At 55.9% G+C, this 14,987-nt stretch carries 11 protein-coding genes; 9 read left to right on the plus strand and 2 right to left on the minus strand.

All coding sequences use genetic code 11. The annotated features are described in order from the left end of the window. Window positions 1–7: 7 nt before the first annotated feature. Genes yihU through ACQG0S_RS22310 form a run of 6 tightly spaced genes read left to right on the plus strand, consistent with a single transcriptional unit; the run spans window position 8 to window position 7,957 of the window. Window positions 8–898 (plus strand): sulfolactaldehyde 3-reductase, encoded by an 891-nt coding sequence (gene yihU, locus ACQG0S_RS22285; RefSeq protein WP_048966001.1) that lies wholly within the window; start codon window positions 8–10, stop codon window positions 896–898. Window positions 899–915: 17 nt separating this feature from the next. Beyond that, window positions 916–1,791: a sulfofructosephosphate aldolase gene (yihT, locus tag ACQG0S_RS22290; RefSeq protein WP_048966002.1), complete on the plus strand. Its 876-nt coding sequence runs from the start codon at window positions 916–918 to the stop codon at window positions 1,789–1,791. A 14-nt stretch (window positions 1,792–1,805) separates the two neighbouring features. Next, a complete protein-coding gene (gene yihS, locus ACQG0S_RS22295) occupies window positions 1,806–3,047 on the plus strand; it encodes a sulfoquinovose isomerase (protein WP_022649846.1) in 1,242 nt (413 codons plus the stop codon). Between the two features lie 16 nt (window positions 3,048–3,063). After that, window positions 3,064–5,088, plus strand: a complete 2,025-nt coding sequence (locus ACQG0S_RS22300) for an alpha-glucosidase (protein WP_048966003.1) — start codon at window positions 3,064–3,066, stop codon at window positions 5,086–5,088. 45 nt (window positions 5,089–5,133) lie between these two features. After that, window positions 5,134–6,516 carry an MFS transporter gene (locus tag ACQG0S_RS22305; protein ID WP_048966004.1) on the plus strand — a complete coding sequence of 461 codons (1,383 nt, stop codon included), beginning with the start codon at window positions 5,134–5,136 and terminating at the stop codon, window positions 6,514–6,516. A 43-nt stretch (window positions 6,517–6,559) separates the two neighbouring features. Continuing rightward, window positions 6,560–7,957, plus strand: coding sequence for an MFS transporter (locus tag ACQG0S_RS22310; protein WP_032676786.1), 1,398 nt, complete (start codon window positions 6,560–6,562; stop codon window positions 7,955–7,957). A 218-nt stretch (window positions 7,958–8,175) separates the two neighbouring features. On the opposite strand, the gene ACQG0S_RS22315 is transcribed toward ACQG0S_RS22310, so the two are convergent. Next, window positions 8,176–9,180: an IS110-like element IS4321 family transposase gene (locus ACQG0S_RS22315; RefSeq protein WP_000427620.1), complete on the minus strand. Its 1,005-nt coding sequence runs from the start codon at window positions 9,178–9,180 to the stop codon at window positions 8,176–8,178. Window positions 9,181–9,385: 205 nt separating this feature from the next. Here ACQG0S_RS22315 and ompL point away from each other — a divergent pair, with 205 nt between their 5' ends. Then, window positions 9,386–10,072 (plus strand): porin OmpL, encoded by a 687-nt coding sequence (ompL, locus tag ACQG0S_RS22320; protein ID WP_048966005.1) that lies wholly within the window; start codon window positions 9,386–9,388, stop codon window positions 10,070–10,072. 79 nt (window positions 10,073–10,151) lie between these two features. On the opposite strand, the gene typA is transcribed toward ompL, so the two are convergent. Beyond that, window positions 10,152–11,975, minus strand: a complete 1,824-nt coding sequence (gene typA / locus ACQG0S_RS22325) for a ribosome-dependent GTPase TypA (RefSeq protein WP_022649851.1) — start codon at window positions 11,973–11,975, stop codon at window positions 10,152–10,154. A gap of 377 nt (window positions 11,976–12,352) precedes the next feature. Here typA and glnA point away from each other — a divergent pair, with 377 nt between their 5' ends. Then, a complete protein-coding gene (gene glnA, locus ACQG0S_RS22330) occupies window positions 12,353–13,762 on the plus strand; it encodes a glutamate--ammonia ligase (RefSeq protein WP_003861925.1) in 1,410 nt (469 codons plus the stop codon). A gap of 167 nt (window positions 13,763–13,929) precedes the next feature. Next, window positions 13,930–14,979: a nitrogen regulation protein NR(II) gene (gene glnL / locus ACQG0S_RS22335; RefSeq protein WP_003861923.1), complete on the plus strand. Its 1,050-nt coding sequence runs from the start codon at window positions 13,930–13,932 to the stop codon at window positions 14,977–14,979. Window positions 14,980–14,987 lie beyond the last annotated feature (8 nt).

Genomic DNA, 14,987 nt, shown 5'->3' on the forward strand with positions numbered 1-14,987 from the left:
GAGAGGCATGTCAGCAATCGCATTTATCGGTTTAGGACAGATGGGCGCGCCCATGGCGAAGAATCTGTTGAAACAGGGCCACCAGCTTAACGTTTTTGATGTGAACCCGCAGGCGGTTCAGGCGCTGGTAGAGAGCGGCGCCCGGACGGCGGCAACGCCCGCACAGGCAGCAACGGATGCCGAATTCGTGATCACTATGCTGCCAAACGGCGACCTGGTGCGCAGCGTGCTGTTCGGCGAGCACGGCGTGTGCGAAGGATTATCCCGCGACGCGCTGGTCATTGATATGTCCACCATTCACCCGCTGCAAACCGACGCGCTGATCCGCGACATGGCTGAGCAAGGCTTCAGCCTGATGGACGTGCCCGTCGGGCGCACCTCTGATCATGCCATCGCCGGTACGCTACTCCTGCTGGCAGGCGGCACGGCAGAGCAGGTTGAGCGCGCCACCCCCGTCTTAATGGCGATGGGTAATGAACTGATTAACGCCGGCGGGCCGGGAATGGGCATCCGCGTGAAGCTCATCAATAACTACATGAGCATCGCCCTGAACGCCCTTTCCGCCGAGGCCGCCGTACTGTGCGAAGCGCTTGGCCTCTCCTTTGACGTGGCGCTCAAGGTGATGAGCGGCACACCTGCGGGCAAAGGCCACTTCACCACGTCATGGCCGAACAAGGTGCTGAAAGGGGATCTTTCACCCGCCTTCATGATCGACCTTGCGCATAAGGATCTGGGGATCGCCCTCGACGTGGCCAACCAGCTGCATGTCCCAATGCCGCTGGGCGCGGCTTCCCGCGAAGTTTACAACCAGGCACGCGCCGCCGGGCGCGGGCGCGAAGACTGGACAGCCATTCTTGAACAGGTTCGCGCATCTGCCGGGCTGAAAAAATCACACTGATACGAAAGGACTGAGGAATGACGATGTACACCCTGAAAGATATCACCCGACCTTCCGGCGGTTTTGCGATGCTGGCCGTGGATCAGCGCGAAGCGATGCGCCTGATGTTTGCGGCGGCAGGCGCGCCGGTACCGGTAATCGACCAGCACCTGACGGATTTTAAAGTCAACGCGGCAAAAATTCTGTCGCCGTACGCCTCTGCCATTCTCGTCGACCAGCAGTTCTGCTATCGCCAGATTGTCGAGCAGCGGGCCGTGGCCAAAAGCTGCGCGATGATTGTGGCAGCCGACGAGTTTATTCCGGGGAACGGTATTCCGGTCGACAGCGTGGTGATCGACAAGAGCATTGACGCGCAGGCGGTCAAACGCGACGGCGGCAAGGCGCTGAAGCTGCTGGTGCTGTGGCGCAGCGATGAAGATCCGCAGCAGCGCCTGGAGATGGTGAAAGCGTTCAATACGCTGTGCCACGATAACGGTCTGTTGAGCATTATCGAGCCGGTTGTGCGTCCACCGCGCCGCGGCGCCGCGTTTGACCGCGAGCAGTCGATTATCGATGCGGCCAAAGAGCTGGGCGACAGCGGTGCCGACCTCTACAAAGTGGAAATGCCGCTGTTTGGTAAGGGCACGCAGCAGGAGCTGCTGGCGGCCTCGCAGAAGCTGAACGAGAACATCGCCATGCCGTGGGTGATCCTCTCCTCCGGCGTGGACGATAAGTTATTCCCGCGCGCGGTGAGCGTGGCGATGCAGGCGGGGGCATCGGGCTTTTTAGCCGGTCGCGCCGTCTGGTCCTCTGTGATTGGCCTGCCGGACACCGAGCTGATGCTGCGTGATATTTCCGTACCAAAACTTCAGCGTCTGGGTGAGATCGTCGACGAAATGATGGCTCGCCGTTAAGAAAGGATCCGAACATGAAATGGTTTAATACCCTGAGCCATAACCGCTGGCTCGAACAAGAGACCGACCGCATTCTTGATTTCGGTAAAAACGCCGCCGTACCGACCGGCTTTGGCTGGCTGGGCAATAACGGGCAGGTGCGTAGCGATATGGGCACCCATCTGTGGATCACCGCCCGCATGCTGCACGTGTACGCGGTGGCGGCGAACATGGGACGTCCTGGTGCGTACGCCCTGGTTGAGCACGGCATTAATGCCCTGAACGGTCCGCTGCGCGACAAACAGCACGGCGGCTGGTACGCCTGCGTAAACGATGAAGGCGTAATTGATGCCTCCAAGCAGGGCTATCAGCATTTCTTCGTCCTGCTGGGCGCGGCGAGCGCCGTCACCACCGGCCATCCGCAGGCACGCAAGTTGCTGGACGACGCCATCGAGGTGATTGAGCGCTACTTCTGGAGCGAACAGGAGCAGATGTGCCTGGAGTCCTGGGATGAAGCCTTCAGCAAAACGGAAGATTACCGCGGCGGTAACGCCAACATGCACGCCGTGGAAGCCTTCCTGATCGTTTATGACGTGACCCACGACCGTAAATGGCTCGACCGCGCCCTGCGCATCGCCTCGGTGATTATTCACGACGTGGCGCGCAAAGGGGAGTACCGCGTTAACGAGCATTTCGACACCAACTGGAACCCGATCCGCGATTACAACATTGATAATCCCGCCCACCGCTTCCGCGCCTACGGCGGCACGCCGGGGCACTGGATTGAGTGGGGTCGCCTGATGCTGCACCTGCGCGCCGCCCTGGAAGCGCGCTTTGAAACCCCGCCGGAATGGCTGCTGGAAGATGCGAAAGGCCTGTTCCACGCCACCATCCGGGACGCCTGGGCACCCGACGGGGCCGATGGATTTGTCTATTCCGTGGGCTGGGACGGCAAGCCAATCGTCCGCGAACGCGTGCGCTGGCCAATCGTCGAAGCGATGGGTACGGCTTACGCGCTCTACACCGTCACCGGTGAGGCGCAGTACGAAGCCTGGTATCAGAAGTGGTGGGATTACTGCATCAAGTACCTGATGGATTACGAAAACGGTTCATGGTGGCAGGAGCTGGACACCAATAACGAAGTGACCACCAAAGTCTGGGACGGCAAGCAGGATATTTACCATCTGCTGCACTGCCTGGTGATCCCCCGCCTGCCGCTGGCGCCGGGCTTAGCGCCTGCCGTAGCCGCCGGATTACTGGATAGCCTGGCCAAATAATAAAGACGGAGTTTTTATGCGTACCCTACACAATATTGACCTGAAAAATAACGAAAGTGGTTTTACCCTGCGCTGGCAGGACCGTCTGATTTTATCCCACTCTGCGGATGCCCCTTGCCTGTGGATCGGCGCAGGTGAGGCGGATATCGAGATGTTTCGCGGCAACTTCAGCATCAAAGACAAGCTCAACGAAAAGATTGCCCTGACGAACGCGACCGTTACGCAGCAAAGCACGGGCTGGGCAATCCGCTTTACCCGCGGCGACGCGGTGAGCGCGACGCTGCTGGTCGGCGTGGATGCTGAAGGCCGTCTGGAGCTGAAGCTGAAAAATGACGCCGCCAGCCATAACCGCATCTGGCTGCGGCTGGCAGCTCAGCCTGACGATCATATTTACGGCTGCGGCGAGCAGTTCTCGTATTTCGATCTGCGCGGCAAGCCGTTTCCGCTGTGGACCAGCGAGCAGGGCGTGGGCCGCAATAAGCAGACCTACGTCACCTGGCAGGCCGACTGCAAAGAGAACGCGGGCGGCGATTACTACTGGACCTTCTTCCCGCAGCCTACCTTCGTGAGCACCCAGAAGTACTACTGCCACGTGGATAACAGCTGTTATATGAACTTCGACTTCAGCGCGCCGGACTTCCACGAGCTGGCGTTCTGGGAAGATAACGCCACGCTGCGCTTCGAATGCGCAGAAACCTACGTCGATCTGCTGGAAAAACTGACCGGCCTGCTGGGGCGTCAGCCTGAACTGCCGGACTGGGTTTACGACGGCGTGACGCTGGGTATTCAGGGTGGCACCGAGGTGTGTCAGCAGAAGCTCGACGCCATGCGCGAGGGCGGCGTGAAGGTGAACGGCATCTGGGCGCAGGACTGGTCCGGCATCCGGATGACCTCCTTCGGCAAACGCGTGATGTGGAACTGGAAGTGGAACAGCGCGCTCTATCCGCAGCTTGATGAGCGGATTGCGCAGTGGAAACAGGAAGGCGTGCGGTTCCTCTCCTATATCAACCCGTACGTCGCCAGCGATAAAGATCTCTGCGAAGAGGCGGCGAAACGCGGCTATCTGACCAAAAACGCCAACGGCGAGGATTACCACGTTGAGTTCGGCGAATTCTACGCGGGCGTTATCGACCTGACCAACCCGGCAGCCTACGGCTGGTACAAAGAGGTCATCAAAAAGAACCTGATCGAACTGGGCTGCGGCGGCTGGATGGCCGATTTCGGGGAATATCTGCCGACCGATACCTTCCTGCACAACGGCGTTAGCGCGGAGATCATGCATAACGCCTGGCCTGCCCTGTGGGCGAAATGTAACTACGAAGCACTGGAGGAGACCGGCAAGCTCGGGGAGATCCTGTTCTTCATGCGCGCGGGCTACACCGGCAGCCAGAAGCACTCGGTGATGATGTGGGCGGGGGATCAGAACGTCGACTGGAGCCTGGACGACGGTCTGGCGTCCGTCGTACCGGCGGCGCTGTCTCTGGCGATGACCGGGCACGGGCTGCACCACAGCGACATTGGCGGCTATACGACGCTGTTCGAGATGAAGCGCAGCAAAGAGCTACTGCTGCGCTGGTGCGACTTCAGCGCCTTTACGCCGATGATGCGTACCCACGAGGGCAATCGCCCTGGCGACAACTGGCAGTTCGACGGCGACGCCGAAACCATCGCGCACTTCGCGCGCATGACCACCGTGTTCACCACTCTGAAGCCGTACATCAAAGCGGCGGTTGCGCAGAACGCGAAAAGCGGCCTGCCGGTGATGCGTCCGCTGTTCCTGCACTACGAGGACGACGCGCGCGCCTACACGCTGAAATACCAGTACCTGTTTGGCCGCGATCTGCTGGTGGCCCCGGTTCATGAAGAGGGACGCCGCGACTGGTCGCTCTATCTGCCGCAGGACAGCTGGGTCAATGCGTGGACGGGGGAAACCTGCCAGGGCGGTGACATCACCGTTGATGCCCCGCTCGGCAAACCGCCGGTCTTCTATCGCCAGCAAAGCGAATGGGCAGATCTGTTTAGCACCTTACGTCATATCTGATAAGGCTCGCCCGCGGGGAAACCTGCGGGCAGACGGAGAACAATAATGAGTCAACATACTTCTGACCCGGCAACCCTGCGCCTGCCGTTTAAAGAAAAACTCGCCTACGGGATGGGCGATCTCGGCTCTAACATCCTGCTGGATATCGGCACGCTGTATCTGCTGAAGTTCTACACCGACGTGCTGGGACTGCCCGGTACCTACGGGGGGATTATCTTCCTGATTGCGAAGTTTTTTACCGCCTTCACCGATATGGGCACCGGGATCATGCTCGACTCCCGGCGCAAGATTGGCCCGAAAGGGAAATTCCGCCCGTTCGTGCTGTATGCAGCCTTCCCTGTGACGCTGCTGGCGATTGCCAACTTCGTCGGCACACCGTTTGAGATGACCGGCAAAACGGTGATGGCAACGGTGCTGTTCATGCTGTACGGCCTGTTCTTCAGCATGATGAACTGCTCTTACGGCGCGATGGTGCCCGCCATTACCAAAAACCCGGACGAGCGAGCCTCGCTGGCGGCCTGGCGTCAGGGCGGCGCCACGCTCGGCCTGCTGCTCTGTACGGTGGGCTTTGTCCCGGTGATGAACCTCATTGAGGGCAATGACCAGCTTGGCTACATCTTTGCCGCCACCCTCTTCTCGCTATTCGGGTTGTTCTTTATGTGGTGGTGCTATAAGGGCGTAACCGAGCGTTACGTTGAGACGCAACCTGCTAACCCGGCGCAGAAACCGGGGCTGTTGCAGTCGTTTCGCGCCATCGCTGGGAACCGTCCGCTGTTTATCCTGTGCATCGCTAACCTGTGCACGCTGGGTGCCTTTAACGTCAAACTCGCCATTCAGGTCTACTACACGCAGTACGTGCTGAACGACCCGATCCTGCTGTCGTACATGGGCTTCTTCAGCATGGGCTGTATTTTTATCGGCGTCTTTATGATGCCTGGCGCGGTGCGGCGCTTTGGTAAGAAAAAGGTCTATATCAGCGGGCTGGCAATTTGGGTGGCAGGCGATCTGCTTAACTACTTCTTCGGCGGCGGCTCGGTGAGCTTTGTGGCGTTCTCCTGTCTGGCGTTCTTCGGTTCCGCGTTCGTGAACAGCCTGAACTGGGCGCTGGTCTCCGATACCGTGGAGTACGGCGAGTGGCGCACCGGCGTACGCTCCGAGGGGACGGTCTATACCGGCTTTACCTTCTTCCGCAAGGTATCGCAGGCGCTGGCGGGCTTCTTCCCGGGGATCATGCTTACGCAGATTGGCTATGTGCCCAACGTGGTGCAATCCGCCAGCACGGTTGAAGGGCTGCGGCAGCTGATATTTATCTACCCGAGCCTGCTGGCGGTCATTACCATCGTGGCGATGGGCTGCTTCTACAACCTCAACGAGAAGATGTATGTGCGCATCGTGGAAGAAATTGAGCTGCGCAAACGTACGGCATAAATGACGTGATTGAGCGCCCTGCGGGGCGCTTTGAGGATCGACCATGACACACAATACTGATCCGTTAACCCTGAAATTGAGCCTGCGAGAGAAGTGCGCCTACGGGATGGGCGATTTTGGCTCGAACCTGATGCTCTGTATTGGCACGCTGTATCTGCTGAAGTTTTACACGGACGAGCTGGGCATGCCCGCGTTCTACGGCGGCATCATTTTTCTGGTCGCCAAGTTCTTTACCGCGTTTACCGACATGCTGACCGGGGTGCTGCTGGACTCCCGGCGTAATATCGGCGCGCGGGGGAAATTCCGGCCATTCATTCTCTACGCCTCCGTCCCGGTGGCGCTGGTGGCCACGGCGCAGTTTATGGCCAACGACTTTAGCCTGACGGTGAAAACGGCCCTCGCCACCGTGCTCTTCATGATGTTTGGCCTCTGCTACAGCCTGATGAACTGCGCCTACGGTGCAATGGTTCCGGCCATCACCAAAAACCCGAACGAGCGCGCGCAGCTTGCGGCGTGGCGTCAGGGCGGCGCAACGGTAGGACTGTTGCTCTGCACCGTCGGCTTTATGCCGATTCAGGCGCTGTTCGTCAGCCAGCCCTCACTCGGCTATCTGGTGGCCGCGCTGGTGTTCGTCACCGGGGGGCTGTTCTGCATGTGGTGGTGCTACAGCGGGGTTAAAGAGCGCTACGTCGAGCTTACGCCCGATCACCATAAGCCCGGCATTCTGAAATCATTCTGCGCAATTTTCCGCAATCCGCCGCTGCTGGTGCTGTGCATCGCCAACCTCTGTACCCTCGCCGCGTTTAACATCAAGCTGGCGATTCAGGTCTATTACACCCAGTATGTGCTGAACGATCTGCATCTCCTGTCGTGGATGGGCTTTTTCAGCATGGGCTGCATTCTGATTGGGGTGTTTCTGGTGCCTGGCGCGGTAAAGCGCTTTGGCAAGAAACCGGTCTATCTGGGCGGGCTGGCGCTGTGGGCGGTGGGCGACGTGCTGAATTTCTTCTGGGGGACCAGCTCCCTGCTTTTCGTGCTCTTTTCCTGCATGGCCTTCTTTGGCACGGCGTTTGTGAACAGCCTGAACTGGGCGCTGGTGCCGGATACGGTTGATTACGGCGAGTGGAAAACCGGGATTCGCGCCGAAGGGTCGGTGTATACCGGCTATACCTTCTCGCGCAAAATCTCCGCGGCGCTCGCCGGTTTTCTGCCCGGTATCATGCTGACCCAGATTGGCTACGTTCCTCATGCCGTGCAGAGCGCGGGCACGCTGCTGGGTTTGCGTCAGCTGATTTTCCTCTGGCCGTGCGGCCTGGCGATCGTTGCTGCCGTGACCATGGGGCTGTTTTATAAACTCAACGAAGCGCGCTTCGCCTTTATTATCGAGGAGATTGGAAAACGGAATCTATGGTCACTCCCGTTTTTGCAACACCGATTTTGACGATAAATTGGCTTGCTTGAATCTATCCGGCGTCTGAATGGGATTTTATTCCCGCGCCTCGATGAGTTCCGCGCCTGATGAACCTCCAGAAAATATACGGCTTCAATGAGCCTTTCCGTTTTACAGGTTCCTCAACAGGCCGGTGGGCCGTTAGTATCATCAATATCAGTATTCGCAAAACCAGATCAGTGATTCTTTAAACCGGTGTATTTCTTCCGTTATGCTACATAAGTTTGCTGTCGTGCCGTTAGGGCCCAGGCTATTCTGGCCAGCTTGTTTGCCAGAGCACAAGTGACGACAAAGTTGCTTTTCCTACACAGTAGATCCCTGACCCAATCGGCCAATTTGCCAGACTGGTGTTCCAGTTTTTGTATGAATACCCTGGCACATTGAACCAACAAAGTTCGGATCTTTTTGTTACCTCGCTTACTAATTCCCAGCAATGTCGTCCGACCTCCCGTGCTGTACTGTCGAGGCACTAGCCCTGTTGCCGCCGCAAAGTCACGACTGCTGGCGTACTGCTTCCCGTCGCCAATCTCAGTTGAAATAGTACTCGCTGTCAGTGTTCCGACGCAGGGAATGCTCAGCAAGCGCTGTCCAATCTCATCTTCGTCCAACTTTCGTTTCAACTGGGATTCCAAATCTTTAATCTGCTCAACAAGATAGTGATAATGCTGTTGTAATTTCAGCAATAACTGGCTGAGGTATAGAGGCAAACTATTGTCCTCAAGAAGGGTACTCAGTCGGCTAATAACGGCAGCTCCTCGTGGAACGCTGATGCCAAATTCCAGCAGAAAAGCATGCATCTGATTGGTTGTTTTTACCTTATCCTGAACCAAGGATTCACGGACACGATGCAGCGCACGCATTGCCTGCTGAGATTCAGTTCTGGGCTGTACAAAACGCATAGACGGACGCGATGCAGCTTCACAAATAGCTTCGGCGTCGACAAAGTCGTTTTTGTTACTTTTAACGAATGGACGGACAAATTGTGGTGATATCAGCTTAGGAAAATGCCCCAACTCTTCCAACTTGCGTGCCATAAAGTGAGAGCCACCACAGGCTTCCATTGCGATGGTTGTAGCGGGGCATGTCGCCAAAAATTCGATTAACTTTGGCCGTGTAAATTTTTTACGGTAAACAGCCTTGCCGCGACGATCCTGGCAATGAATATGGAAAGAGTTTTTACCCAGATCGATACCAATGAGCGCAATGTTTTCCATGATAGTTCTCCGAATGAAAGCCTATCCTCAGCATAGTACCGGGAAGGAGGGAGTGACCATCTCATTAAAAACAGACAGCAAATACCCCTGAGATAACCACCAACAATAAAGCGTCAGCAGTCACTTTATAACTATAAATCCGGCCAATATGTCCTTCCTGTTAATCAGGAGGGAGGCCTTTCTGTACCTGATACATGGACAAATTATGAATAGAATCATCACCGTACTGATCGTGTCGTCTGTGTCCTGCCCGGTTTTTGCCGGGGCCTATGTCGAAACGCGCGAAGCGTACAATACGGCCTCTGAGCTGCACGAGGTGATCCTGCGTGCGGGCTATAACTTCGATATGGGCGCGGGGCTGATGTTCACCAACGCTTATAACGTGGGGAAATGGGACGAACTGAAGCACAGCTATAACGAAATCGAGGGTTGGTATCCGCTCTTCAAACCGACCGACAAACTCACCTTCCAGCCCGGCGGCTTGATCAATGACAGCAGCGCAGGATCGGGTGGAGCACTCTATTTAGATACTAACTATAAATTTACGGACTGGTTCAATCTGACGTTCCGCTATCGCTATAACCATAACAATTACGATACGCCGGACTATAACGGACAGATGGATAAAAACGACACGCACGAATTCGCCAACTACTGGAATTTCAAAATGACGGATGCGTTTTTCTACACCTTTGAGCCGCACTTTTTCCAGCGGGTGAATGATTACCACAGCAAAAATGGCAAAGATCATCACTGGGAAATTACCAACAAGTTCAGCTATAAAATCGACAGAAACTGGCTGCCGTATCTTGAGCTACAGTGGCTGGACCGATGGAATGATTACAACCGCGAGCAGTACCGGATCCGTTTAGGGTTACGTTATTCGTTCTAATAAAAAAGCCGCTGATCGCTCAGCGGCTTTTCGTTGCCAGGTGGCGCTTGCGCTTTACCCGGCCTACGGCATAACCGAATTACTCTTCTTTCGCACCGCGCATAGCACGTTTACGATCGTTCTCGGTCAGGTGACGTTTACGGATACGAATTGACTGAGGCGTCACTTCTACCAGTTCGTCATCATCGATGAATTCCAGAGCCTGCTCCAGCGTCATCTTGATCGGTGGAACCAGAACCGTTGCTTCGTCAGTACCGGACGCACGCATGTTGGTCAGTTTCTTACCGGTCAGGCAGTTTACCGTCAGGTCGTTAGAACGGCTGTGAATACCGATGATCTGGCCTTCGTAAACTTCAGCACCGTGACCCAGGAACAGCTTACCGCGATCCTGCAGACCGAACAGCGCAAACGCAACCGCTTTACCCTGACCGTTGGAGATCAGTACGCCGTTGTTACGCTGGCCCACTTCGCCCGGACGGATGTCGTCATAGTGGCTGAAGGTGGAGTACAGCAGGCCGGTACCGGAGGTCATGGTCATGAACTCAGAACGGAAGCCGATCAGGCCACGGCTTGGGATCACGTAGTCGAGACGTACGCGGCCTTTGCCATCTGGATTCATGTTTTTCAGGTCGCCTTTACGCTCACCCAGTGCCTGCATGACAGAACCCTGGTGCTGCTCTTCAACGTCCAGCGTTACGTTTTCGAATGGCTCTTGTTTACGGCCATCGATTTCGCGGAAGATAACTTTCGGACGGGATACCGCCATCTCGAAACCTTCACGACGCATGTTCTCAATCAGAACAGACAGGTGCAGCTCACCACGACCGGAAACGCGGAATGCATCAGCGTCTTCGGTTTCTTCAACGCGCAGCGCAACGTTATGCACCAGCTCTTTGTTCAGGCGGTCAAGGATCTGACGAGAGGTAACGAACTTACCTTCTTTACCACAGAACGGAGAGGTGTTGACGTTGAAGAACATGGATACGGTTGGTTCATCAACGGACAGGGCTGGCAGCGCTTCGACGTTCTGCGGATCGCAGATGGTGTCGGAGATGTTCAGTTCACCCAGACCGGTAATAGCGATGATGTCGCCCGCTTCAGCGATGTCGCTCTCGATACGCTCAAGACCCAGGTGAGTCAGAACTTTACCGACTTTACCGTTACGGGTTTTGCCTTCGCTATCGATGATAGTGACCTGCTGGTTAGGCTTCACTTTACCGCGCTTGATACGACCAATGCCGATTACGCCAACATAGTTGTTGTAGTCGAGCTGGGAGATCTGCATTTGCAGGGTGCCTTCCAGGTCAACGTTTGGCGCAGGAACGCGGTCAACAATCGTCTGGTACAGCGGAGTCATGTCTTCCGCCATGTCTTCGTGATCCAGACCGGCGATACCGTTCAGCGCAGACGCATAAACGATAGGGAAGTCCAGCTGTTCGTCAGTCGCGTCGAGGTTAACGAACAGGTCGAAGACCTGGTCAACAACCCAGTCAGGACGCGCGCCAGGACGGTCAACCTTGTTGATCACAACGATAGGTTTCAGGCCGTGGGCAAATGCTTTTTTGGTCACGAAGCGCGTTTGCGGCATAGGGCCATCAAATGCGTCAACCACCAGCAGCACGGAATCCACCATGGACATCACGCGCTCAACTTCACCACCGAAGTCGGCGTGCCCTGGGGTATCAACGATGTTGATACGGTAGTCATTCCATTTGATAGCGGTGTTTTTGGCGAGGATGGTAATCCCACGCTCTTTCTCCAAATCGTTGGAGTCCATCACACGCTCTTGAGTTTCGGCACGAGCATCAAACGTACCGGACTGCTGTAGCAGCTTGTCAACCAGGGTAGTTTTACCATGGTCGACGTGCGCGATGATGGCGATATTACGCAATTTTTCGATCACAACTTTGCCTCAGGCATTTAGAAATAGCGCGTTATTGTACACGGATTAATCGCACTACAAAACAGGATCACAAACATCCCCCGCAAACAAGTATTGCAGAGATGCTTTGTGATCGCTTTCACGGAGCGGTAAAAGGGCACTTTAACGTAAATTGCACCAATATGGTGCTCAATGTTCACACTGAAGCACTATAATGGTGCAACGAATCCAATGTGGTGCAGCCCTTCTGCACTATGGTGCGCATGATAACGCCTTTTTGGGGTGTTTTAAAAGTTGGCACAGATTTCGCTTTACAGAAATACAGTAAAAATATGGCAGCCCAGCCGATTTGAAGACCTCGTTACCACGACGACAATGACCAATCTGGAGAGTTAAGTATGTCCGCTGAACACGTTTTGACGATGCTGAACGAACATGAAGTGAAGTTTGTTGATCTGCGCTTCACCGATACCAAAGGTAAAGAACAGCACGTCACGATCCCTGCTCATCAGGTGAACGCCGAATTCTTTGAAGAAGGCAAAATGTTTGACGGCTCCTCCATTGGCGGCTGGAAAGGCATTAACGAATCCGACATGGTTCTGATGCCAGATGCAACCACTGCGCTCATTGACCCGTTCTACGAAGAACCTACGCTGATCATCCGCTGCGATATCCTGGAACCTGGCACGCTGCAAGGCTATGACCGTGACCCACGCTCCATCGCAAAACGCGCTGAAGAGTACCTGCGTTCTACCGGTATTGCAGACACCGTTCTGTTCGGGCCAGAGCCAGAGTTCTTCCTGTTCGACGACATCCGTTTTGGTGCTTCCATTTCTGGTTCCCACGTCGCTATCGATGACATCGAAGGCGCATGGAACTCTTCCACCAAGTACGAAGGTGGTAACAAAGGTCACCGTCCGGGCGTGAAAGGCGGTTACTTCCCGGTTCCTCCGGTCGATTCTTCACAGGACATCCGTTCTACCATGTGTCTGATCATGGAAGAGATGGGCCTGGTTGTTGAAGCGCACCACCACGAAGTGGCAACGGCTGGCCAGAACGAGATCGCTACCCGCTTCAACACCATGACCAAAAAAGCGGATGAGATTCAGATCTACAAATACGTTGTACACAACGTTGCGCACCGTTTCGGTAAAACCGCGACCTTCATGCCAAAACCAATGTTTGGCGACAACGGTTCCGGCATGCACTGCCACATGTCCCTGTCCAAGAACGGCACTAACCTGTTCTCTGGCGACAAGTACGCGGGTCTGTCCGAGCAGGCGCTGCACTACATCGGTGGTGTTATCAAACACGCTAAAGCGATCAACGCCCTGGCGAACCCAACCACTAACTCCTACAAGCGTCTGGTCCCTGGCTACGAAGCACCAGTAATGCTGGCGTACTCTGCCCGTAACCGTTCTGCTTCTATCCGTATCCCGGTGGTTGCGTCTCCGAAAGCGCGTCGTATCGAAGTGCGCTTCCCGGACCCGGCGGCTAACCCATACCTGTGCTTCGCAGCACTGCTGATGGCCGGTCTGGACGGTATCAAGAACAAGATCCACCCGGGCGAAGCCATGGACAAAAACCTGTACGACCTGCCGCCAGAAGAAGCGAAAGAGATCCCACAGGTTGCCGGCTCTCTGGAAGAAGCCCTCCAGGCGCTGGACGCAGACCGCGAGTTCCTGACCGCTGGCGGCGTGTTCACCGATGAAGCTATCGACGCTTACATCGCGCTGCGTACCGAAGAAAACGACCGCGTTCGCATGACGCCGCACCCGGTTGAGTTCGAACTGTACTACAGCGTTTAATTGATTTGTTTTACCCGGCGCATACGCGTCGGGAGTCGTTGCCGTGGAAACTTTAGCCCATCTTCGGATGGGCTTTTTTCTCCACCAACAACCTGATCTCACGCGCTTTTTACCTCTAAAACGCTATACTGCACTAAAATAGTGCAACGACTCCAGGAGACTGCTGAATGGCAACTGGCACGCTGCCCGATGCTGGGCAGATCCTCAATTCTTTAATTAACAGTATTTTGCTGGTCGACGACGAGCTGGCGGTGCATTACGCCAACCCGGCGGCGCAGCAGCTGCTCGCCCAAAGCGCCCGTAAACTGTTTGGCACGCCGCTGCCAGAACTGCTGAGCTATTTCTCGCTGAATATTGGCCTGATGCAGGAGAGTTTGCAGGCGGGTCAGGGCTTCACCGATAACGAAGTGACGCTGGTGATTGACGGACGCTCGCATATTTTGTCCCTCACCGCACAGCGCCTGCCAGATGGCATGATTCTGCTGGAAATGGCGCCGATGGATAACCAGCGTCGTCTCAGCCAGGAGCAGCTTCAGCATGCGCAGCAGATTGCGGCGCGCGACCTGGTGCGCGGGCTGGCCCATGAGATCAAAAACCCGCTGGGCGGCTTACGCGGTGCGGCACAGCTTCTGACCAAAGCGCTGCCTGACCCTGCCCTGGCGGAGTATACCAACGTCATTATTGAGCAGGCGGACCGTCTGCGTAATCTGGTCGATCGCCTGCTCGGGCCGCAGCAGCCAGGGATGCACGTTTCAGAAAGCATTCACAAGGTCGCGGAGCGGGTGGTGAAACTCGTCTCGATGGAGCTGCCGGATAACGTCACGCTGGTGCGTGACTATGACCCAAGCCTGCCGGAGCTGGCGCACGATCCGGACCAGATTGAACAGGTGCTGTTGAACATTGTGCGTAACGCGTTGCAGGCGCTGGGCCCGGAGGGTGGCGAAATTATTCTGCGTACCCGCACCGCGTTCCAGTTGACGCTGCACGGCGTACGTTATCGTCTGGCAGCACGTATTGATGTGGAAGATAACGGACCGGGGATCCCGCCGCATCTCCAGGACACCCTGTTCTACCCGATGGTCAGCGGTCGCGAAGGCGGCACCGGGCTGGGGTTATCCATAGCCCGAAATTTGATTGACCAACACTCCGGCAAAATTGAATTTACCAGTTGGCCGGGACATACCGAGTTTTCGGTTTTCCTGCCGATTAAAAAATAAAGGTGACG

Source organism: Enterobacter cloacae complex sp. 418I7, assembly GCF_050030705.1.
In the GTDB taxonomy this organism is placed as follows: domain Bacteria; phylum Pseudomonadota; class Gammaproteobacteria; order Enterobacterales; family Enterobacteriaceae; genus Enterobacter; species Enterobacter intestinihominis.